17 protein-coding genes are annotated in these 19,936 nt (G+C 66.4%); 10 read left to right on the forward strand and 7 right to left on the reverse strand.

Annotated features, from left to right (window positions below):
- Window positions 1-86: 86 nt before the first annotated feature.
- Together ftsZ and lpxC are read left to right on the forward strand one after the other, a co-directional pair.
- Window positions 87-1,313, forward strand: coding sequence for a cell division protein FtsZ (gene ftsZ, locus V8246_RS08730; protein ID WP_162108386.1), 1,227 nt, complete (start codon window positions 87-89; stop codon window positions 1,311-1,313).
- Window positions 1,314-1,532: 219 nt separating this feature from the next.
- Window positions 1,533-2,447 (forward strand): UDP-3-O-acyl-N-acetylglucosamine deacetylase, encoded by a 915-nt coding sequence (gene lpxC / locus V8246_RS08735; RefSeq protein WP_185894082.1) that lies wholly within the window; start codon window positions 1,533-1,535, stop codon window positions 2,445-2,447.
- A 201-nt stretch (window positions 2,448-2,648) separates the two neighbouring features.
- Here lpxC and V8246_RS08740 read toward each other — a convergent pair whose 3' ends face one another.
- A complete protein-coding gene (locus V8246_RS08740; RefSeq protein WP_336188794.1) occupies window positions 2,649-3,116 on the reverse strand; it encodes a DUF721 domain-containing protein in 468 nt (155 codons plus the stop codon).
- A gap of 8 nt (window positions 3,117-3,124) precedes the next feature.
- On the opposite strand from V8246_RS08740, the gene V8246_RS08745 reads away from it, so the two are divergent.
- The 4 genes from V8246_RS08745 (at window position 3,125) to V8246_RS08760 (ending at window position 9,094) form a co-directional block, all read left to right on the forward strand.
- Window positions 3,125-4,078 (forward strand): M23 family metallopeptidase, encoded by a 954-nt coding sequence (locus V8246_RS08745; protein WP_185894080.1) that lies wholly within the window; start codon window positions 3,125-3,127, stop codon window positions 4,076-4,078.
- 265 nt (window positions 4,079-4,343) lie between these two features.
- Entirely contained in the window at window positions 4,344-7,097 is a 2,754-nt protein-coding gene (gene secA / locus V8246_RS08750) for a preprotein translocase subunit SecA (protein WP_185894079.1), read from the forward strand.
- Window positions 7,098-7,210: 113 nt separating this feature from the next.
- Window positions 7,211-8,161: a Nudix family hydrolase gene (locus V8246_RS08755; protein ID WP_336188795.1), complete on the forward strand. Its 951-nt coding sequence runs from the start codon at window positions 7,211-7,213 to the stop codon at window positions 8,159-8,161.
- Between the two features lie 414 nt (window positions 8,162-8,575).
- Complete coding sequence (locus V8246_RS08760) at window positions 8,576-9,094, forward strand: transposase (protein ID WP_336188796.1); 519 nt, start codon at window positions 8,576-8,578, stop codon at window positions 9,092-9,094.
- A 248-nt stretch (window positions 9,095-9,342) separates the two neighbouring features.
- On the opposite strand, the gene coaE is transcribed toward V8246_RS08760, so the two are convergent.
- The 6 genes from coaE to V8246_RS08790 all read right to left on the reverse strand — a co-directional run bounded on the left by coaE (window position 9,343) and on the right by V8246_RS08790 (window position 16,653).
- Window positions 9,343-9,960, reverse strand: coding sequence for a dephospho-CoA kinase (coaE, locus tag V8246_RS08765; RefSeq protein ID WP_336188797.1), 618 nt, complete (start codon window positions 9,958-9,960; stop codon window positions 9,343-9,345).
- A gap of 33 nt (window positions 9,961-9,993) precedes the next feature.
- Window positions 9,994-10,857 carry an A24 family peptidase gene (locus V8246_RS08770; protein ID WP_336188798.1) on the reverse strand — a complete coding sequence of 288 codons (864 nt, stop codon included), beginning with the start codon at window positions 10,855-10,857 and terminating at the stop codon, window positions 9,994-9,996.
- A 9-nt stretch (window positions 10,858-10,866) separates the two neighbouring features.
- On the reverse strand, window positions 10,867-12,123 hold the full coding sequence (locus V8246_RS08775) for a type II secretion system F family protein (RefSeq protein ID WP_336188799.1): 1,257 nt from the start codon (window positions 12,121-12,123) through the stop codon (window positions 10,867-10,869).
- 223 nt (window positions 12,124-12,346) lie between these two features.
- Entirely contained in the window at window positions 12,347-14,089 is a 1,743-nt protein-coding gene (gene pilB, locus V8246_RS08780; protein WP_336188800.1) for a type IV-A pilus assembly ATPase PilB, read from the reverse strand.
- Window positions 14,090-14,217: 128 nt separating this feature from the next.
- Window positions 14,218-16,149, reverse strand: a complete 1,932-nt coding sequence (locus V8246_RS08785) for a hypothetical protein (RefSeq protein WP_336188801.1) — start codon at window positions 16,147-16,149, stop codon at window positions 14,218-14,220.
- 84 nt (window positions 16,150-16,233) lie between these two features.
- A complete protein-coding gene (locus V8246_RS08790) occupies window positions 16,234-16,653 on the reverse strand; it encodes a pilin (RefSeq protein ID WP_336188802.1) in 420 nt (139 codons plus the stop codon).
- A 441-nt stretch (window positions 16,654-17,094) separates the two neighbouring features.
- Between V8246_RS08790 and V8246_RS08795 the strand changes: the two genes are divergently transcribed.
- The 4 genes from V8246_RS08795 to V8246_RS08810 are packed head-to-tail and all read left to right on the forward strand — an operon-like array spanning window position 17,095 to window position 19,932.
- The gene (locus V8246_RS08795) at window positions 17,095-17,475 is read left to right on the forward strand and encodes a hypothetical protein (protein WP_336188803.1); all 381 of its coding nucleotides are present in this window, start codon (window positions 17,095-17,097) and stop codon (window positions 17,473-17,475) included.
- On the forward strand, window positions 17,472-18,266 hold the full coding sequence (locus V8246_RS08800; protein ID WP_336188804.1) for a glycosyltransferase: 795 nt from the start codon (window positions 17,472-17,474) through the stop codon (window positions 18,264-18,266). Before V8246_RS08795 ends, V8246_RS08800 begins: the two co-directional genes overlap by 4 nt.
- A gap of 41 nt (window positions 18,267-18,307) precedes the next feature.
- Window positions 18,308-19,336, forward strand: a complete 1,029-nt coding sequence (locus tag V8246_RS08805) for a glycosyltransferase family 2 protein (RefSeq protein ID WP_336189080.1) — start codon at window positions 18,308-18,310, stop codon at window positions 19,334-19,336.
- Complete coding sequence (locus V8246_RS08810; RefSeq protein ID WP_336188805.1) at window positions 19,333-19,932, forward strand: methyltransferase domain-containing protein; 600 nt, start codon at window positions 19,333-19,335, stop codon at window positions 19,930-19,932. Before V8246_RS08805 ends, V8246_RS08810 begins: the two co-directional genes overlap by 4 nt.
- Window positions 19,933-19,936: the final 4 nt, after the last annotated feature.

Here is a 19,936-nt window from a genome sequence, read left to right on the forward strand (position 1 = left end):
TCTCCACTCACTCCTTGCAGCAAGAGGCAGTACCGAAACACCCGTTCCACCCAGCACCACATAACTAAATAAACGAGGACAAGGACATGGCACATTTCGAACTGGTTGAAAAGATGGCCCCGAATGCGGTGATCAAGGTCGTGGGCGTGGGCGGCGGCGGCGGCAACGCCGTGGCGCACATGGTCAACGGCAGCGTGGACGGCGTGGAATTCATCACCGCCAACACCGACTCGCAGGCGATCAAGAACTGCGGCGCCAAGCTGCAGCTGCAGTTGGGCAGCAACGTTACCAAGGGCCTGGGTGCAGGCGCGAATCCGGAAGTCGGCCGCCAGGCGGCGCTGGAAGACCGCGAGCGCATCATCGACGCACTGGACGGCGCCGACATGGTGTTCATCACCGCGGGCATGGGCGGCGGCACCGGCACCGGGGCGGCGCCGGTCGTGGCGCAGCTGGCCAAGGAGATGGGCATCCTGACGGTGGCCGTGGTCACCAAGCCGTTCCCGTTCGAAGGCCGCCGCCGCATGCAGGTCGCGCTGAAGGGCATCGAGGAACTGAGCCACCACTGCGATTCGCTGATCACCATTCCCAACGAGAAGCTGATCACCGTGCTGGGCCGCAACGCGACGATGATCCAGGCCTTCCGCGCCGCCAACGACGTGCTGCTGGGCGCCGTGCAGGGCATCGCCGACCTGATCGTCCGCCCGGGCCTGATCAACGTCGACTTCGCCGACGTGCGGACCGTCATGAGCGAGATGGGCCTGGCGATGATGGGCACCGGCTCGGCCCGCGGCGACGACCGCGCACAGGCCGCCGCCGAGGCCGCCATCCAGAACCCGCTGCTGGACGACGTCAACCTCAACGGCGCCAACGGCATCCTGGTCAACATCACCGCCGGTCCGGACTTCACCATGGCCGAGTTCGACGAAGTGGGCCGCACCATCGAAGGCTTCGCCTCGGAAGACGCGACCGTCGTGGTCGGCACCGTGCTGGACCCGGACATGCAGGACGAAGTGCGCGTGACCGTGGTGGCCACCGGCCTGAACCGCAACGCCGCCCGCCAGCCGGTCGGCCGCGGCGGCGACCTGCGCGAGCCGATGCGCGCGCCGATCAAGCTGGTCCGCGACGCCACCACCGGCATGCCGATCGACGACGGCTTCTCGATGGACCCGATCGGTGCCGCCACCAGCGGCCTGGGCCTGCGCCGGGGTTCGGCTTCGCCCGCGCCGTCGGCCCCGGCCTCCGCGCCGGTGGCGGCGGAACTGCCCTCGGACTACCTGGACATCCCGGCGTTCCTGCGTCGCCAGGCGGACTGATCCACCCGCGTGCCCTCCCCGCGAGGGGAGGGAGCAAGACCGAACGACACCGCCATGTCCCTTTGCTGCCGGGCCTTCGCCGGCCCGGCAGCCCTTTCCGGCGCCCCTAACAGGTCGTTGTTGCAGGCGTGGGATAGACCGGTTCTTTCGTTAAGATTCAGCGAATTGCGTGATATTCTCGCTGCCCGCTCAGGTTCCCCCCACCTGCGATTCCTGCCGATGGCCCAGCAACGCACCCTCAAGAACGTGATCCGCGCGACGGGCGTGGGGCTGCACAGCGGCGAAAAGGTCTACATGACGCTGCGTCCGGCGCCGGTCGATACCGGCATCGTGTTCCGGCGCATCGACCTGGATCCCGTGGTCGAGATCCCCGCGAGCGCCGAGCTGGTCACCGAGACGACGCTGTGCACCGGCCTGACCTGCGAAGGCGCCAAGGTGCAGACGGTCGAGCACCTGATGTCGGCGATGGCCGGCCTGGGCGTCGACAATGCCTACGTGGAACTGTCCTCGGCCGAGCTGCCGATCATGGACGGCTCCGCCGGCCCGTTCGTGTTCCTCATCCAGTCCGCCGGCGTTGCCGAGCAGGACGCACCCAAGCGCTTCATCCGCATCACCCGCCCGGTGGAAGTGACCGAAGGCGACAAGGTGGCGCGCTTCGAGCCGTACGACGGTTTCAAGCTGGGTTTCACGGTGAAGTTCGACCACCCGATGATCCCGGCCTCGCAGTCGCGCGCCGAGGTGGACTTCTCCACCGGCGCCTACATCAAGGAAGTCGCGCGCGCGCGCACGTTCGGCTTCATGCGCGACCTGGAATACATGCGCGAGCGCAACCTGGGCCTGGGCGGTTCGATGGACAACGCCATCGTGCTGGACGAGTTCCGCGTGCTGAACGAGGACGGCCTGCGCTACACGGACGAGTTCGTCCGCCACAAGATCCTGGACGCCATCGGCGACCTCTACCTCGCCGGCCGCCCGATCCTGGGTGCCTACGAGGGTTTCAAGTCGGGCCATGCGCTGAACAACAAGCTGGTCCGGGCCCTGCTGGCCGAGACCTCGGCCTGGGAAGAGGTGACCTTCGAGGACCGCGCCACGCCGTCCCCGGTCACCTATGCGACGCCTGCGCTGGCGGTCTGAGACGCGCGTCCCCTCCGGACGGTGACCCTGCTGTCGCCCGGTTCCCCACCCCCGTCACGCGGTGGTGCGGAAATGGTTACGCCTTGGCGAAACTGTGAACCACGTCGGATTTCAGGTCCGAAAATAACCTTTTTCTAACGTTTGGCTAACGTCCCGACCAACGGTGGCCGGTACCATGCCCCGTCCTTCGTGATGGCCGGGTCAATTTTTCCGGCGCCCGCGATGACCGCCCTGCGGGGTGGGGGTACCGGCGGAGTCCGGGGCCGACAGGAGGTCGAGGGCCGCTTGCAGCCCTCTGCGGGAGGCCTCCGATACGGGTACGACCGCTGCCTGCGCGGACTTCACGACCGGCGCGAGGCGCGTCTTGGCGGTGACTTCGGTGACCGTCAGTCCGATGGATTGGGCCACGTTGATCAATTCGGGTGCCGCCAGGCGTAGCCGGGCGTTCCACACCGGGGAGTCGACGATAAAAACGAGCCGCTTGCCCGCCACGTTCGCCAACCGGCAATGCGGCGCCAGGGCAGGGGGAAGGCAGGGGCGAAGCTGCTGTTCCAAGGCGTCCAGCCACATGGCGCGACGCACCGGGTCGGTGGCGGCATCGGTCAGGGCAGCCTGCAGGGCAGGCTGTGCGATGCCGGTACGGCGCGGCTTGGACTTCGAATCAGACATCGGTATCTATGAGCTTTAAGACCATCGTAAACAATTCGCGTACCTGGTGGGCCCATGCGTCCGCCCATGGTGCCTACCGCATCCGTCTTGCCTTCCATGCGCGTCCGCTGGCCAGTGCCTCGGTGCTGGTCGCCGCGGGCCTGCTGATCGGCGTGGCCGGGCGCAGCGTCGCCGGCATGGCGCAGGTTTCGCTGCTGCAGGCCAAGGCCGAGCAGCGCGACGCGGAACTGGAGCAGGTGCGCCGCGGCGCGCAGCAGGAAATCAACGCCATGGCCGCGCGCCTTGGCGAACTGCAGGCGCAGGCCAACCGCCTGAACGCCCTGGGCGAACGCCTGACCCGCGTGGGCCAGCTGCAGGACGGGGAATTTGACTTCAACGAGCCGGTGGGCGTGGGCGGCAACGATGTGTCCTACGACATGAAGCCCGCCGAACTGGTCGCTGGCGTGGACAAGCTCGAGCAGCAGTTCGCCGCCTCGGGTCGCCAGCTGTCCGTGCTGGAAGCGCTGCTGTTCAACCGCGAACTGGACCGGAACGCCACGCCGGGCCGCATGCCGATCGCCAACAGCTACATCACCTCCGGCTTCGGCGGTCGCGCCGATCCGTTCGGTGGCGGTGGCCAGTACCACAAGGGCATCGACTTCAAGGCCAGCGTCGGCGATCCCGTGCTGGCGGTCGCCGACGGTGTGGTCAGCTTCGCCGGCGTGAAGGGCGGCTACGGCAACGTGGTGGATGTCGACCACGGCAATGGCTATGTCACCCGCTATGCGCACAACTCGCGCCTGACCGTGCGCGCGGGCGATCTGGTCCGCGTGGGCCAGGAAGTCGCCAAGGCCGGCTCGACGGGTCGCTCTACGGGTGCGCACGTGCACTTCGAGGTGTGGGAGAACGGGCGCGTGGTCAATCCGCGCAAGTTCCTGGGCGAAGGCCCCACACCGGTCGGCCAGCCCGTCAAGCGCGGCTGACCGCGATCTGGCGCCGCGCGGAGCCTGCTCCGCTGCCTGGCCCGGGACCGGTGCCGGCTGCGATGCGGCGTCGAGCAGGCTCGACGCCAGTGCCGGCGTCCGGGAACCATCCCACGTGCAGTCGGTCTGACGGTCCGCCTTGATTCCCCGGGCGGCGCCCCAAGCTACAATACGGTGTTGCCAGACAGGGCGCCTTGCGCCCTGTTTCGTTTTGGGCCCGCGACACCGCGGGGCCGCGGCGTTCCTTTCCCATCCGGTTCCCTACATGATCAACAAACTGCTTACCCGTGTCTTCGGCAGTCGCAACGAGCGCCTGCTCAAGCAGCTGCAACGCATCGTCGACAAGATCAACGCGCTGGAGCCGGAGCTGCAGAAGCTGTCCGACGAGGCGCTGAAGGCGAAGACGCCGGAGTTCCAGCAGCGTATCGCCGGCGGGGAAGCCCTCGACAAGATCCTGCCCGAAGCCTTCGCCGTCTGCCGCGAGGCCAGCCGCCGCGTGCTGGGCATGCGCCACTACGACGTGCAGCTGATCGGCGGCATGGTGCTGCACCTGGGCAAGATCGCCGAAATGCGCACCGGCGAAGGCAAGACGCTGGTCGCCACCCTGCCCACCTACCTCAACGCGCTGGAAGGCAAGGGCGTGCACGTCGTCACCGTGAACGACTACCTGGCCCGCCGCGACTCGGCCTGGATGGGCCGCCTGTACAACTGGCTGGGCCTGAGCGTAGGCGTGGTCTACCCGGGCATGCCGCACGGCGACAAACACGCCGCGTATGCCGCCGACATCACCTACGGCACCAACAACGAGTTCGGCTTCGACTACCTGCGCGACAACATGGCGATGTCGAAGGCAGACCGCTTCCAGCGCGGCCTGCACTACGCCATCGTCGACGAGGTCGACTCCATCCTGATCGACGAGGCGCGCACCCCGCTGATCATCTCCGGTCCGGCCGACGAATCCCCGGAGCTTTACATCCGCGTCAACCGCATCGTCCCCCAGCTGGTCAAGCAGGAGAACGAGGAGGCCGAAGGCGACTACTGGGTCGACGAGAAGGGCAAGCAGGTGCACCTGTCCGAAGCGGGCATGGAGCACGCCGAGGAACTGCTGCTGCAGGCCGGCATCATCAGCGAGGATGAGCCGCTGTACGGCGCCAACAACCTGTCCGTCGTGCACCACCTCAATGCCGCGCTGCGCGCGCATGCCATCTACCAGCGCGATGTGGACTACATCGTGCGCGATGGCGAAGTGGTCATCGTCGACGAGTTCACCGGCCGTACGCTGCCGGGCCGTCGCTGGTCCGACGGCCTGCACCAGGCGGTCGAGGCGAAGGAAGGCGTACCGGTGCAGCGCGAGAACCAGACGCTGGCCAGCGTGACGTTCCAGAACCTGTTCCGCATGTACAGCAAGCTGTCCGGCATGACCGGCACGGCCGACACGGAAGCGTTCGAGTTCCAGAGCATCTACGGCCTGGAAGTGATCGTCATCCCGACCAACCGCCCCACCGTGCGCAAGGATTCGCCGGACCAGGTGTTCCTCAACCGTCAGGGCAAGTTCAAGGCGGTGCTGGCCGACATCCAGGACTGCTACCAGCGCGGCCAGCCGGTGCTGGTGGGCACGACGTCGATCGAAACGTCGGAAATGCTGTCCGACTTCCTCAACAAGGCCGGCGTGCCGCACGAAGTGCTGAACGCCAAGCAGCACGAGCGCGAAGCGCACATCGTCGCGCAGGCCGGTCGCCCGGGCGCGATCACCATCGCCACCAACATGGCCGGCCGCGGCACCGACATCGTGCTGGGCGGCTCGCTGGAAGCCGAATACGAAGCGCTGGGCGAAGACGCCGATGAGGCCGCGCGCGCCGCGGTGAAGGCCGAATGGCAGAAGCGCCACGACGCGGTGAAGGCGGCCGGCGGCCTGCACATCGTCGGCACCGAACGCCACGAATCGCGCCGCATCGACAACCAGCTGCGCGGCCGTTCGGGCCGCCAGGGCGATCCGGGTTCGTCCCGCTTCTACCTGTCGCTGGAAGACAACCTGATGCGCATCTTCGCCTCGGACTGGGTCCAGAAGGCGATGAAGCTGATCGGCATGAAGGAAGACGACGTCATCGAGGACCGGCTGGTCAGCCGGCAGATCGAGAAGGCGCAGCGCAAGGTGGAAGCGCACAACTTCGACATCCGCAAGAACCTGCTGGACTTCGACGACGTCAACAACGACCAGCGCAAGGTGATCTATGCCCAGCGCGACGAGCTGCTCGAAGCCGAATCGGTGAAGGAGAACATCGATGGCATCCGCGGCGACGTGGTCGCCGAGACCGTGGCCCGCTTCGTGCCGGCGAATTCGGTGGACGAACAGTGGGACCTGCAGGGCCTGGAACGCGAGCTGGCCGAGGAAATGGGCGTGGACCTTCCCGTCAGCCGCTGGCGCGAGGAAGCCGAGGAACTGGATGCCGAAACCATCGAGCGCCGCGTGCAGGAGGCCATGGACAAGCACTTCGCCGACAAGGAAGCGGTGATCGGCGAGGAGACCATGCGCGCGCTGGAAAAGCACATCATGCTGACCGTGCTCGACAAGAACTGGAAGGAGCACCTGGCCCGCATGGACTACCTGCGCCAGGGCATCCACCTGCGTGGCTACGCGCAGAAGCAGCCCAAGCAGGAGTACAAGAAGGAGGCCTTCGAACTGTTCTCCAGCATGCTGGAGCGGGTGAAGAGCGAAGTGGTGACCCTGCTTTCGCGCGTCCGCATCCGCAGCGAGGAGGAAGTCGCGGCGCTGGAGGCGCAGGAGCGTGCCATGGCCGAGGCGCAGGCGCGGCAGATGCAGTTCCAGCACCAGGATGCCGGCGGCTACGGCGCCGACGAAGAGGCCGAGGAAGCGCAGCGGCTGGCGGCGGCCCAGGGCGGCTACGTGCAGTCCGGCCCCATGCCGGCGCACCGGGATGCACCCAAGGTCGGCCGCAACGACCCCTGTCCGTGCGGCAGCGGCAAGAAGTACAAGCACTGCCACGGCCAGCTGGCCTGAGGCCTGGCGGCATCGTCCAAAAGAAAAAGCCGCGCATTGCGCGGCTTTTTCTTTGCGGTAGGCGGAGGCGATGCTATTTGCGTCTACCCGCGTGTTCCCGGCAAGCTTCCCTCATGCCGACTCCGTTGCGTTCGATCCATGTCATGGCCGCCGTCATCACCGACGCGCGTGGCCGCATCCTGCTGGCCCGCCGTACCGAAGGCCGTGACCTGGCCGGGCGCTGGGAGTTTCCCGGCGGCAAGCAGGAACCCGGGGAGCTCCCCGAGGATGCGCTGGTGCGGGAGTTGCGCGAGGAACTGGGCATCGAGGCACGCGTGGGCGCGCACCTCATCAGCGTCCCGCAGCAGTACCCCGACAAGCGGCTGTGCCTGGAGGTGCGGCAGCTGACGGGCTGGAGCGGCACGCCGCGAGGGCACGAAGGACAGGCGCTGGCGTGGGTGCCGGCGGACAAGCTGACGCGCTACGACATGCCGCCCGCGGATCGGCCGGTGGTGGCGGCGCTGCTGCAGCCGGACCGTTACCTGGTCACGCCGGAACCGGAGGATCCGGGCCGATGGCTGGCCGCGCTCGAGCAGGCCCTCTCGACGGGGCTGCGTCGCGTGCAGGTACGCGCGCGCGCGCTGTCGGGCGACGCCTGGAGCGCGTTGGCGACGCAGGCGGTCGCGCGATGCCGGCAGGCGGGCGTCGAGGTGCTGCTCAACGGCGACATCGACCTGGCGCGCGACCTGCAGGTGGGCGTCCACCTGCGTGCGAACCAGTTGGCCGGTCTGGTGGCGCGACCGCTGGAGCAGGGCGTGCCCGTGGCGGCCTCCTGCCACACGCCCGAGGACCTGCGGCAAGCGGAGGCGCTGGGCTGCGATTTCGCGGTGGTGGGCAGCGTGCATCCCACGCTCAGCCATCCGGGCGGCGAGGCGCTCGGATGGCACGGTTTCGCCCGCCTGCGCGAAGGGGCCTCCCTGCCGATCTACGCCATCGGTGGCATGACGGCTGCCGACATCGCCGATGCGCGTCGGCATGGCGCGCAGGGCATCGCGGCCATTCGGGGGTTGTGGCCGGCGCTGTAGCGCATCGCGGACTTGGTGGGCTCTGCAGGAGCGCCCTGGGGCGCGATGCTTTCCTGTCCGTGCTCGAAAGAGCATCGCGGGCATGGCCCGCTCCTACAAAGGCGGTATGGCGCGGTCTGTAGGAGCGCCCTGGGGCGCGATGCTTTCCTGTCCGCGCCCGAAGAGCATCGTGGGCATGGCCCGCTCCTGCAGGGTGGTGCGGCGCGCTCTGTAGGAGCGCCCTCGGGCGCGATGCTTTCTCGTCGGCGCTCGAAGAGCATCGCGGGCGTGGCCCGCTCCTACAAGGGTATGCGATGGGTGTGTAGGATCGCTCTCGGGCGCGATGCTTCTCTATCCTCGGTGGAAGAGCGTCGCGGGCATGGCCCGTTCCTATATCTGACGCTTCAGCGCGGCAATCCCTGATGTTCGTGTCGCATGCCAGCCAAGAAGCTGGCTCGCATGCCGCCTCTCGTCTTCCCGCATGCCGGTCATGCAGCGCTCCGGCGTCATCGTGTCGATCTGCCAGGCCATGTGTACCTGGTGACCGCGACCACCCTGGCACGGCAACCCTTCTTCGGTGAATTCGCACCCACCTGCGTGGCCGCGCGCCGCCATCTCGCCCCCGATGTCTGCCGCGATTCGCGACTGCTGGCGTGGGTGTTGATGCCGGACCACGGGCATTGGCTGGTCCAGGTTGGCGACGGCGATCATCTTGCCTCGATCATGAATCGGATCAAGTCCGCCACAGCGCGTGCCTACAACGAAGAGGCGAGGCGTACCGGCGCGCTCTGGGCACGGGCTTATCACGAGCGCTTGTTACGCGGTGACGATGACGTGAGGGGAGCTGCGCGTTATCTGGTCGCCAATCCCGTCAGGACAGGGCTGGTGAAGCGCGTGGGCGACTACCGTTCTGGGATGCGGTGTGGATGGGGAATCGGAGCGAAGGCGCTGTAGGAGTGCCCTAGGGCGCGATGCTTTCCCGTCGGTGCTCGAAGAGCATCGCGTGCATGGCCCGCTCCTGCGGGGTGGCGTGGTGGGCTCTGTAGGAGCGCCCTCGGGCGCGATGCTTTCCTGTCCGTGCTCGAAGAGCATCGCGGGCATGGCCCGCTCCTACAAGGTGTTGCGATGGGTTTGTAGGAGCGCCCTCGGGCGCGATGCTTTCCCGTCCGTGCTCGAAAGAGCATCGCGGGCATGGCCCGCGCCTACGGCGTGCTGGAGGCCAGTGCCACGTAGCGGGCGTGCAGCTGATCGGCCGCGCGTTGCAGATGGGCGAGGTCGCCGTCGTTGACGACGATGTCGTCGGCCAGTGCCAGCCGCTCCGCGCGAGACGCCTGCGCGTCCATCATCCGGTCGGCCAGGACCGCGTCGATCCCGTCGCGCTGCATCAGCCGCGCCTTCTGCACGGCAGCGGGAGTGTCCACCACCAGGATGCGGTGCAGCCACGGATACGCTGCGCGGCCGCCGCCCTCGGTGAGCAGCGGGACCGTGGCGATGGCATAGGGCCCAGGTGCGGCCCGGCAGATCGCCTCCAGCCGTGCGCGGATGGCCGGGTGCAGGATGGCCTCCAGTGCGCGCCGCTGGTCCGGGTCGCCGAATACGCGCACCCGCAGCGCCGCGCGGTCGAGCTGTCCGTCGGCCTGCAGCACGTCGCGCCCGAAACGTTCCACCACCGCGGCCAGTGCCGGTTCACCCGCGGCGACGACCTCGCGCGCGATCAGGTCGGCATCCGCCACCACGACGCCCTGCTTGGCGAACGCCTTTTCCAGCGCGCTCTTGCCCGAGGCGATGCCGCCAGTGAGTCCGATGAAGTAGTCGCTCATGCGCCGATCATGCTGGGCCGGAGAGCCTGCGGTCTATTTCGGCCCGGCGAAACGCAGGTAGGCGTCGATGATCTGCGGGCCCCAGAAGAACACGATCCAGCCGGCGATGGCCAGGTACGGGCCGAACGGAATCGGCGTGGCGCGGTCGCGGCCCTGCGTGGCCAGCCATACCGAACCGATCACTGCACCGACCACCGAGGACAGCAGCAGCGTCGGCAGTACGCCGTTGAGCCCCACCCAGGCGCCGATGGCCGCCAGCAGCTTGAAATCGCCCCGGCCCATGCCTTCCTTGCCGGTGACCTGTTTGAACAGCCACCACACCAGCCACAGCGAGACGTAGCCGGCGATCGCGCCCAGCAGCGCCGGCTTGGCCGGCATGTACAGGTTGTCCAGGCTGCCGATCAGGCCCAGCCACATCAACGGCAGCGTCAGCTGGTCGGGCAGCAGGCGCGTGCGCAGGTCGATGCCGCTCAGTGCCACCAGGTAGCAGCTGAAGAGCGCCGCACCGAACCCCTGCCAGCCGAAGCCGAAGCGCCACACCGAGGCCATCGCCAGCAGCGCGGTCAGCAGTTCGACCAGCGGATACTGCGGCGAGATGGGGGCCTTGCAGTGGCGGCACTTGCCGCGCAGCACCAGCCAGCTGAACAGCGGGATGTTCTCGTACCACGACAGCGGCGTCTTGCAGTGGGGGCAGTGCGAGCGCTCCACCACGATGCCGGGCGGCGGGGGATCGTAGATCTCCGGCTCCTCCAGCACCTCGCGCGCGTCGCGCTTCCACTCCCACTCCAGCCGCCGCGGCAGCCGCAGGATGACCACGTTGAGGAAGCTGCCCACCAGCAGGCCCAAGCCTGCCACCACCGGGTACCCCAGCTCGGGGTGTTGATCCAGGAATGCCATCGGGCCAGCTTACATCGTCGCGGCAAGCTTGAAGATGGGCAGGTACATGCCGATCACCATGGCGCCCACCACGGCACCGATGAAGATCATGATGAAGGGTTCGATCAGGCTGGACAGCGCATCCACCGCGTTGTTCACCTCCTGCTCGTAGTACTCGGCCACCTTGAACAGCATGGCGTCCAGCGCGCCGGCCTCCTCGCCGATGGCCGTCATCTGGATGACCATGTGCGGGAACAGGTTCACCTGCTTCATCGACATGTTCAGCGGATAGCCCACCGACACGTCATCGCGTACGCGATGCACGGCCTTTTCGTACACCGTGTTGCCGGTGGCGCCGGCGACCGTGTCCAGCGCCTCCACCAGCGGCACGCCGGCCTTGAAGGTGACGGCCAGCGTACGCGCGAAGCGGGCGATGGACGAGTTGTGCATGATCTGCCCGATCACCGGGATCTTCAGCGTCATCCGATCCAGAAAGTGCTCAAACGCAAGTGAGCGTTTTTTGAAGAAGATGAAGGCAAAGATCGCGGCAGCAATGCCGCCAAAGACCAGCCACCAGTAAGAGATCATGAACCTAGACGCATTCACGATGAGCTTGGTGAACGCCGGGAGATCGGCGCCAAACTGTCTGAATACGTTCTCAAACTGGGGAACCACGAAAATAAGGAGTACCGCGCTGACCAGGAGGGCGACCGCAATGACGGTCGCAGGATAGAACAGCGCCTTTTTGATCTTGCCTTTGAGGGTCTCGATGTTTTCCTTGTAGCTGGCGATGGTGTCCAGCACCGTCTCCAGTACGCCCGCGCTCTCGCCCGCGCGGACCAGGTTGCGGTACAGCTCGTCGAACTGCACGGGGAACTTGCTGATGGCCTCGGACAGTGAAGCGCCACCCTCGATGTCGAAGCGGATCTGCTCGACCATCTTCTTCATGCGGACGTTCTTCTGCCCCCCCTCGATGATCTCCAGTGAGGTCACGATGGGCACGCCGGACTTCATCATCGTCGCCAGCTGACGGCTCAAGAAAGCGATCTCTTTCGGGGTCACGGGCTTGCCGGCCGAACCAAACAACGGCTTGGGCTTAGTCTTGACCACGGTGGGCGTGATGCCCTGCTTGCGTAGCTCAGCCCGCAGACTGTTGGCGTTCTTGGACGTTTGCTCGCCCTTCATCTTGACGCCGCGTTTGTCGGTGCCTTCCCAGACGAACAGGTTCAGCGGGTTCTCGCGGACGGGCGCGGGCGCTTTCTTGACGGCGGAACGAGTGACGGCCATTCGGTTTTCCCCTGTCCGGCTTTCCCCACCCGGACTGTCTCCACCCATGGTAGCCGGTTATGGCGTGGAGGGAAGCACCCCGCCTGTGACGGGGGCCGGGTTTCGGCGATATACACAGGGCGGAAGCGCGCCGGCCGCACCACCCTGGACGGATCGAGGCGCCCGATACCACGCATGGCGTGGGCGCCCCCATGGCGGCGCGACCGTCCGGAGGGCGGCGGCCTCAGTCCTTGGTGACGCGGTTGATCTCGGCCAGGCTGGTGACGCCATTGCGGACCTTCATGAGTGCGGACTGGCGCAGGTCGCGGATGCCGGCCTTCTGGGCGACGGCGGCGATCTGCATGGCGTTGCCGCCTTCCAGCACGATGGCCTGGATGTCGTCGGACATCGGCATGACCTGGTAGATGCCGGTCCGGCCCTTGTAGCCCTCGGTGCACTCGTCGCAGCCGACCGCGTCGTACAGGGTGAAGCCGCGGTCGATCTCGGCCTCGGTGAAGCCTTCGGCCAGCAGGGCGGGCTTGGGCAGTTCGACCGGCTTCTTGCACTTGGGGCATAGCCGGCGCGCCAGGCGCTGGGCGATCACCAGGGTCACCGAGCTGGTGATGTTGTACGGGGCGATGCCCATGTTCATCAGGCGCGCGATGGTCTGCGGGGCGTCGTTGGTGTGCAGGGTGGACAGCACCATGTGACCGGTCTGGGCGGCCTTGATGGCGATCTCGGCGGTTTCCAGGTCGCGGATTTCGCCGACCATGATGATGTCCGGGTCCTGGCGCAGGAAGCTGCGCAGGGCGGCGGCGAAGGTCATGCCGCGCTTGGTGTTCTGCTGCACCTGGTTCACGCCGGGCAGGCGGATTTCCACCGGATCCTCGACGGTGGAAATGTTGCGGACCTCGTCGTTCAGGATGCCCAGCGCCGTGTACAGCGACACGGTCTTGCCCGACCCGGTGGGGCCGGTGACCAGCACCATGCCGTAGGGCTTCTGGATGGCGTCTTCGAACAGCTTCTGCTGGTCCGGCTCGTAACCCAGCTTGTCGATGCCCAGCTTGGCGGCGCTGCCGTCCAGGATGCGCAGCACGATCTTCTCGCCGAACAGCGTGGGCAGGGTGCTGACGCGGAAGTCGATCTGCTTGGTCTTGGACAGGTTCAGCTTGATGCGGCCGTCCTGCGGGACGCGTTTCTCGGCGATGTCCAGCTGCGACATCACCTTCAGGCGGGCGGCGATGCGCGAGCTCAGCTTCACCGGTGCCTTGGCGACCTGCTTGAGGATGCCGTCGATGCGCAGGCGCACGCGGTAGTCGGTTTCGTAGGGCTCGAAGTGGATATCCGAGGCGCCGCGCTTGATGGCGTCCACCAGCACCTTGTTGACGAACTTGACCACCGGCGTGTCGTCGCCCTTGGCGTCGACGGCGCTGTCGCTGCCGGCACCCATGTCGTCGTCGGTGCCCACCTCCAGGTTGTCCAGGCCCTCGTCGTCGTCGCCACCGAAGGTGCCGGACAGGTTGCTGGCAGCGTTGAGCCACTGGTCCAGGGTGCGACGCAGCTGGTCATCATCGACCAGCACGGGCTCCACCACCAGGTTGGTGTGGAACTGGATTTCGGTCAGGGCCGCGGTCTGGGTGGGATTGCTGGTGCCGACGAACAGCTTGCCGCCGCGCTTGAACAGCGGCAGCACCTGGTGCTTCTGGATCAGTTCCTCGCTGACCAGCTTGACGGCGTGGTGGGCGGGGTCGAACGCGGTGACATCGATCAGCGGCATGCCGAATTCGATGGCGTTGGCGGCGGCCAAGTGGGCCGGGGCCACCAGCCGCTTCTCCGCCACCCACTGCGCCAATGGCACCTTGGCCTCGGAGGCGTTGGCCATCGCGCTGCGCGCGGTGGCTTCATCCATCGCGCCGTCCTGGACCAGGCGGCGGGCGATGCCGGTGATGCCGACGAGATTGGCGGCGGGAGTGGCGACAGCGTTCATAGGCGTACCGTGGCGTGGACCTGGGAAAAACAAGCAATTCCCGGGCCATAGTAAATGGGATGTCGGGACGTTCTGACTATCGGCCCACACGGACCCGGATGCAATCTCCAGTTGCCGAGCAGAGTCCCTCATCGCGCTTGATTATGGCTGGGATTCGAGCCGCGCTCGAGCAATTCCATATACGCCTGCAGGATGTCTTGGTTCCTGCCACGCCGCATATCCGCCTCTTGGGCTAGTTCCATAGCAAACTGTTTCGCTTGCTCCGCTTTGCCCGAGCGCACCATCAGGTCGAGCCGTGCGAACGCGGTGCCCGGCTCCTGACGACCGTTCTTCCAGGCGATATCTAGTTGATCCCAGGCTGAAGTCAAGTCGCCTGCATGTAAGTAAAGCGAGTACGCCGTCACGCGCAGACGGGATTTGGCGCGGACGCTTTCGGAGTGTGCATCCTTGTTCAGCCACTTCACCAGCCCATCGGCGAAAGTGCGACTGGTGATGCCATTGCATCCGCGCGACATGACCAGCTTGGCCAGGTTGTTGACGGAGGTCACGGTGCCCGGGCCTGGGGTGACCTTGTCTTGCGAGGCCAGGCCTGTCACGACGCTCGGGTCGAGGGGTCGCTGCTGCAGGCAGTCGATGGCCGCCAGGTTGATGTAGCTGGAGGCGCGATTCGAAGGATTGGGACTCTGGGCCAGCAGGTGCAGGTAGCCCCGAGCGGCTTCCACGTCCGGCGGCTGACGGTTCATCGCCAGCTGGGCAAGCGTCATCTGCAGAAATCGCGAGTGCGGATGGCGCGGCGCTGCCTGCGCCATCATGACCTCGGTGTCCCGCCAGACGCTGGCACGCGCCCAGGTGGCGCCGGCCAGGAGCAGGACAACAAGGCCTGCCAACAGCGGCGCGGTGCGGGCGAGTTGCCCGTGCGACGGGATGCGCGCGAGTGCCCATTGGAAAAGGCCGGCGACCGCCGGGAACAGACCGATGGCCGGCAGATAGTTGCGGTGTTCGAAGTACAGGTCCAGGGGCAGGAAGCTGGCTTCGATCGCGTGCGCAGCCAGGAAAAAGAACCAGCCCGCGAACACCAGGGGCGCCGTCTTCCTTACCGCGATGGCGAACGCGCTGATGGCCGCCAGCGCAATGATCGACAGCAGCGTGGTTGGCGGCGCCATCAGGCTCGTCGAAAAAGGATAGTCATCCGTAAAGATGCCCATGCGCGGGCCGCGTGGAATCAGGAGCTGGCCCAGGTAATCCATCAGCACGCGGGGTTGGCTCAGCAGGCGCTGCGCCATGGTGAAGTCGTACTCGCTGTACGAAATGACGAACGATTCAGGTTTTGCGAGGTACAGCCCACATGCCAGCAGCATGGGCAGCGCGATAAAGAGCGCGTAGAACGCGAGGGCGTCGCGGCGCCCCGACGGCAGGCGGCTCCGCAGGAAAGCAATCTCGATGATGCCGCAAAGCAGGGGTGTGATCGCCGCATTCTGTTTGCACAGCGTGCCCAGGAGCACCAGCAGGGGCAGGGCAACGAACAACAGGCCGCGCCCCTTGATGGTATGGCCCTCCTGTAGCGCCTGTCGTCCCGCCAGATAGGCCATCAACGCCAGCAGTACAAACCCCGTCGCCAGGATGGTCATGCGCTGCACAGCGTAGAGCGTGGTGCTCACGAACAACGGATGCAGCAGCCACACCGCCATCAGGATGACGGCCGGCCAGGGACTGGCTGTAAGCCCCGCCACGCGCGAAACGCGTCGATAGAGCAGATAGACCAGCACGCCATTCAAAGCATGCAGGATCAGGTTGCCCAGCTTGAAGCTGAAAGGGGAATAGCCACCCAGCGCGGCACTCAACATGAAGCTGGCCATCGCAACCGGCCGGCCGACGAAACCCTCCGCATGGTATCCCACGACCTCCTGCCAGACCGCTTCGCCCTTCAGCCAGCGCGGGAAGATGTCCAGGTTGGTGGCGTCGTCGAGCAGCCAGCCGCCGTGCAGGCCGGTCCAATAGACTGCGAAGGCTGCGGCGAGTGCCGCGAGGACGGTGAAGAGAGGAGAGCGAAGCAGTGTCATGTGCACCTCAAAAAAAAGGTCCCGCCGAGGCGGGACCTTTCCAGACCCATCAGGACCAGGGCACGGCCCTGACCAGAGAGTCGCTTAGTTGCGGCAGCTGGACGGGGTGTACTTGGGTTCCAGCGTGCCAGCTTCACAGCGCCAAGTGACCGCGCCACCCGTGGCGGTGGCCGGGGTCAGGGTGATCGTGGCGTTGGCAATTTCAGGCGGGTCCGCATAGGTGATCGTGATCACGCCATCAGCGCCGATGTCGATGTTATCGACGATGGTGGTGGAGACCGTTTCATAGCCGGCCGAAACAGCCGAGCCGGGGAACTCACCATTCGACTGCTGGTACTCAGCGACGGCCAGCTTCGGGGCGGCAGCCAGGTTCAGACCTTCCGACACCTTGGCGCGGATGGTGTAGTCCTGATAGGCCGGAATCGCGATGGCCAGCAGGATGCCCAGGATGGCGATGACGATCATCAGTTCGATCAGGGTGAAGCCCTGCATGTTCTTCTTCATAACAATTCCCCTTTCAGGATTGGCTTGGATGGTAGGGACACACATGCCCCGTGTCCCTAGCATGGACCGTGGGCGCCGCGCGAACGGCTGCACGTGGCTAGGAAGATGGAGCAGGATGTGTGCCAACTTTCAGTGCCCCCGACGGTTCCCCCCAACCTTCCCCGGTATGGAACCCAGACGCCGAAGTCGGGGCGGACTATCGCATCATTTGGACCCGATGTGTATCCGGCGTGCCGGCCAACCCTGCGTCCGATCACAGAATAGAAAACCGCCCGGAACCCGCGGACTGCACAACCGCGTCCAAGTGCGTACAGCGTCACGGGAAAATTTCGTCACAATGTGACGCTGCGCGTCACCTTGTCTGTGCCAATGCGTTGACGCGGCGCGCAGGCCCTAGAATCCGCCCACGTGCCCTGTCGGGACGCACGCTCCGGGGACTGCATGCTGCGCGAAGTGCTGATGATCCTGTTCGTCACCTGCTCCACGCTGGGGAGCCAGTTGCTGATCAAGCATGCGGTCACGGCGCTGGCCGCGCGCAATCCGGCACCCCGAGGGGTCGAGTGGCTGGTGGCGGCCCTGACCTCGCCTACCGTCATGCTGGCCATCGCGGTGCAGGCCGTGGGGTTCGTGGTCTGGGTGGTGGTGGTCAGCCGGGTCAAGCTGGGCGTGGCCTTCGCCATTTCCGGCGCTTTTTTCTACCTGCTGATGGCCGCCGTCACCTGGTTGCTCTATGGCGAACGGCTCACCCTCTGGCAATGGGCCGGCATTGCCCTGATTTCCACCGGCGTGCTGATGGTGTCCCTGCTGGGGCAGCCCGCGTGACGCAAGGCCTTCGGCATGCCTTTGTCGTGCCGGCGTACGGCCAGTCGCCCTATCTGCGCGACTGTCTGGCGTCGCTAAGGGCGCAGACGCGCCCGTCGCCGATCGTCATCAGCACCTCCACCCCCTCGCGCTGGCTGGCGGACCAGGCCGCCGAGTTCGGCGCCACCCTGGTCGAGCACGGCCCGAACCGGGGCATCGGCCATGACTGGAACCAGGCCATGGCCGCCACGCTGGCCGAATGGGTGACGCTGGCCCACCAGGACGACCTGTACCTGCCGCATTTCGCGGAGGAAACGCTGCGACGCGTCGACCGCCATCCCGATGCCGTGCTGGTGATGACCGACTACGGCGAACTGGCCGGCGCCGCCGCCCGCAGCTGGACGCCGATGCTGGCGATCAAGCGCCTGCTCGCCGAACAGGCATTCCTGGGACGCGCCACGCTGGGCCGCCGGAGAGCCAAACGGCGCCTGCTGGCGTTCGGCTGCGCGATTCCGTGCCCTGCCGTCACGCTGCGGCGCGAGCGTGCGCTGGGCCTGTTCCGCGAGGATCTGAAAGTCGACCTGGACTGGGATGCCTGGCTGCGGCTGGCCGATGGACACGGAACCTTCGCCAGGGTGCGACGCCTGTGCATGCTTCATCGCATCCACGCCGGCAGTGAGACCAGCGACGGTGTCCGTGCTGGCGTGCGTGCGCGCGAAGATCTGGCCATGTTCCAGCGGGTGTGGCCGGCACCGATTGCCCGTGTGCTGGCGCGCCTCTACGCTGTCAGCTACGAAGTGGGGGAGCCATGACCACACAGCACACGGTATCGGTGCCGCCCGACGCTGCGCGCATGACCGGGCGTGCGCCCGTCGCATCTGGAGCCATCACCCCGGCGCCGGCACGCATTGCCGTGGTGATCCCAAGTTATCGTGTGCGGGACCACATCATGGGGGTGCTGGCGAGCCTGCCATCCGAGGTGGCGCGCGTGTACGTAGTGGACGATGCCTGCCCGGAAGATACGGGCGAACAGGTACAGGCGCACTGTCGCGATCCCCGGGTGACCGTGATCCGCAATTCCACCAATCTGGGCGTGGGCGGCGCCGTGATGGCCGGCTACCGGCAGGCGATCGCCGACGGCGCCGACATCCTGGTCAAGATGGATGGCGACGGTCAGATGGATGCGGGCGCATTGCCGAAGCTGGTGGCGCCCATACTGCGTGGCGAGGCGGACTACACCAAGGGCAACCGCTTCTACGACCTCGACCAGATCAGCCGCATGCCGCGTGCGCGTATCGTGGGCAATGCCGTGTTGAGCTTCATGACCAAGATCTCGTCCGGCTATTGGGACATCTTCGATCCGACCAACGGCTACACGGCGCTGCATGCGCGCGTGGCGGAGAAGTTGCCGCTGGCGAAGATCAGCCGGCGCTACTTCTTCGAGACCGACATGCTGTTCCGCCTCAACATCGCCCGGGCGGTGGTGGTGGACGTGCCGATGGACGCGCGTTATGGCGCGGAAACCAGCAACCTGCGCATCTCCAAGGTGGTCTTCGACTTCTCGTTCAAGCACCTCCGCAATACCTTCAAGCGGGTGTTCTACAACTATTTCCTGCGTGACCTGTCGCTGGCATCGGTGGAGCTGCTGGTCGGCATGGGCCTGATGCTGGCCGGTACGCTGCTCGGCGCCTTGTTCTGGGGACGGTCGCACTACACCGGTGTCCCCACCACGGCCGGTGGCGTGATGCTGGTGGCGCTGCAGATCATCGTGGGCATGCAGATGATGCTGGGCTTTCTGGCGTACGACATCGCGGCCGTGCCGCGAAGGCCCTTGCACCGACTGCTGGTGGCGTTGAAACCCGGCGACGACACGACGCCATGAGCGGCGGTTTCGATGCACAGTACACCGAGTATCAGCTGCGCCGTAGCTGGCTGCGGCGCCAGGTACGGCGTGCTTACCTGGCGTCGGCGGCTCGCAGACTACGCGGGCCCACGCTCGATTTCGGCTGTGGCGTCGGCGAACTGCTGGCGCGGCTGCCGTCAGGGTCGCTGGGGGTCGAATACAACCCGGCGAGCGTGTCGTTTTGCCGGGCGCAGGGGCTGGATGTGGTGGCTTACGACGGGTTTGCCGATGACTGGGCGCTGTCGACGCTGCCTGCCCAGCGTCGGTTCACCTCGATGGTGATCAGCCATGTTCTGGAACACCTGGAGCAGCCCGCCGACGTGCTGGCGCGCCTGCTGACGGCGGCGGCGCGCCTGGGTGTGGAGCGCGTGCTGGTGATCGTGCCGGGCGCAGCGGGCTACCGGATCGATGCCACCCACGTGACGTTCGTGGACCTGCCGATGTTGCGGGCATGCGCAGCGGAGGCCAGCGGCTTCCGTCTGGCGCATGCGCGGTATTTTCCGTTCGACTGGCGCCGCCTGGGGGACTGGTTCCCCCACCATGAACTGCAGGTTCTTTACCTGCGCGAGCGTTGAGCCC

The organism is Pseudoxanthomonas sp. F11, assembly GCF_037046485.1.
In the GTDB taxonomy this organism is placed as follows: domain Bacteria; phylum Pseudomonadota; class Gammaproteobacteria; order Xanthomonadales; family Xanthomonadaceae; genus Pseudoxanthomonas_A.